Source organism: Candidatus Agathobaculum pullicola (genome assembly GCF_052117205.1).
In the GTDB taxonomy this organism is placed as follows: Bacteria; Bacillota; Clostridia; order Oscillospirales; family Butyricicoccaceae; genus Agathobaculum; species Agathobaculum pullicola.
The window spans coordinates 1-1,138 of the sequence record NZ_JBQKJP010000104.1 but is presented as its reverse complement, the minus strand read 5'-3'; the positions used below and the strand labels follow the sequence as shown (position 1 = coordinate 1,138).

Annotated in this window: 3 protein-coding genes and 1 pseudogene; 1 reads left to right on the top strand and 3 read right to left on the bottom strand. The window is 48.3% G+C overall.

What is annotated here, in order from left to right:
• Positions 1–185, bottom strand: a 185-nt coding sequence (locus tag ACTQ3V_RS15585) for a recombinase family protein (protein WP_257369862.1), incomplete at its 3' end; no start/stop codon positions are given.
• 225 nt (positions 186–410) lie between these two features.
• On the opposite strand from ACTQ3V_RS15585, the gene ACTQ3V_RS15580 reads away from it, so the two are divergent.
• Complete coding sequence (locus ACTQ3V_RS15580) at positions 411–611, top strand: hypothetical protein (RefSeq protein ID WP_002596235.1); 201 nt, start codon at positions 411–413, stop codon at positions 609–611.
• A gap of 64 nt (positions 612–675) precedes the next feature.
• Here ACTQ3V_RS15580 and ACTQ3V_RS15575 read toward each other — a convergent pair whose 3' ends face one another.
• Together ACTQ3V_RS15575 and ACTQ3V_RS15570 are read right to left on the bottom strand one after the other, a co-directional pair.
• Entirely contained in the window at positions 676–870 is a 195-nt protein-coding gene (locus tag ACTQ3V_RS15575) for a transposon-encoded TnpW family protein (protein WP_002596234.1), read from the bottom strand.
• Between the two features lie 14 nt (positions 871–884).
• Positions 885–1,138, bottom strand: a pseudogene (locus ACTQ3V_RS15570) (ATP-binding protein); the annotation flags it as partial.

The window sequence follows — 1,138 nt, the reverse complement described above, 5'->3', positions numbered from 1 at the left end:
AAGTTCGCGCCGGAAAAACCGTCGTCGGTGTACCAGCGCAGATTGGTAAAGCCGTTCTGTTTTGCGTAGGTTTCGAGTATCCTTTTTTGGTTCGATATGGAATTACTCTCGCCTTGCAATTCATCCTCGTGGGACAATCTCGGATAAAGGGCGGTAATGAGGTTTTGGGTGGCTTGTCTTAACATAAAATCCTCCGTTTCCGACAGCCAGCCCCACTATTCCGTGGTTTCATTGTACCACGGAACGGCGGGGGCTGTACAGCGGCAAAAGCGTTAAATTTGCTTCTTTACAGCTTTTCAATTTTCCGATTTTTATGGTATGGGTTGTCGTCCCATATTTGCAGTAGAAAAGTTCATAACTCCGTGGTATACTCTGATTTAACAAAAAAATCAGAAGTTAAAGGAGAAAACATGAAGTATACAATAGATGAATTAACCGCGGCCAAAAGGCAAATTGATTCAACTCTGCACAAGCTAAGAGAAACAGTAAAAACATTTGAATCAAAGGATAATTCCGAGCGTTATAAATCACAAATCACATTGGCAAAGAGAAGAATAAAAGCCTTTGAAATTGCAAATTATTTTATAGAGAATGAGATTAAGAATTGCTAAAGCACTTCCGATTTTCGTTCCAGCGGTCATGCTCCCTGGCATGGCCGCTTTTCCATGCCCCGGTTCACGCCGGATAAGTCGGCTCCTGTGTAGCAGCGGCTTCCGCTTCCAGTACCCGCGCCATTTTGTCGGCGGCTGTGGTTGTGGTGTCTTTCTTGAAATAGCCGGACACGACAAGGACGGAATTGCCCATGCGGATTTCCGTCACACAGTCAGGGCGGCGGGTGGTGCGGGTGTCGTGCTGCTTGTTATCTGCCATAGGCAATACTCCTTTCAGTCGGTAATCAGTTTCTTCATGCTCTCCATTTTCCGCTTGGCGGTTTCCTGCCGGAAGTTGTCGCCGGTAAAGCGTACCGGGACGCACATGGAAAGCAGGCGGTCATAAATCCGGGAATGGGCGGTGTCCTCCGGGTTGTGCAGGTCGTCCAGCGTAAGGTTGGTCGTGACGATCAGCGGCTTGCCGCTGCGGTAACGGCTGTCAATCACATTGAACACCTGTTCCAGCCCGTATTCCGTCCCGCGTTCCA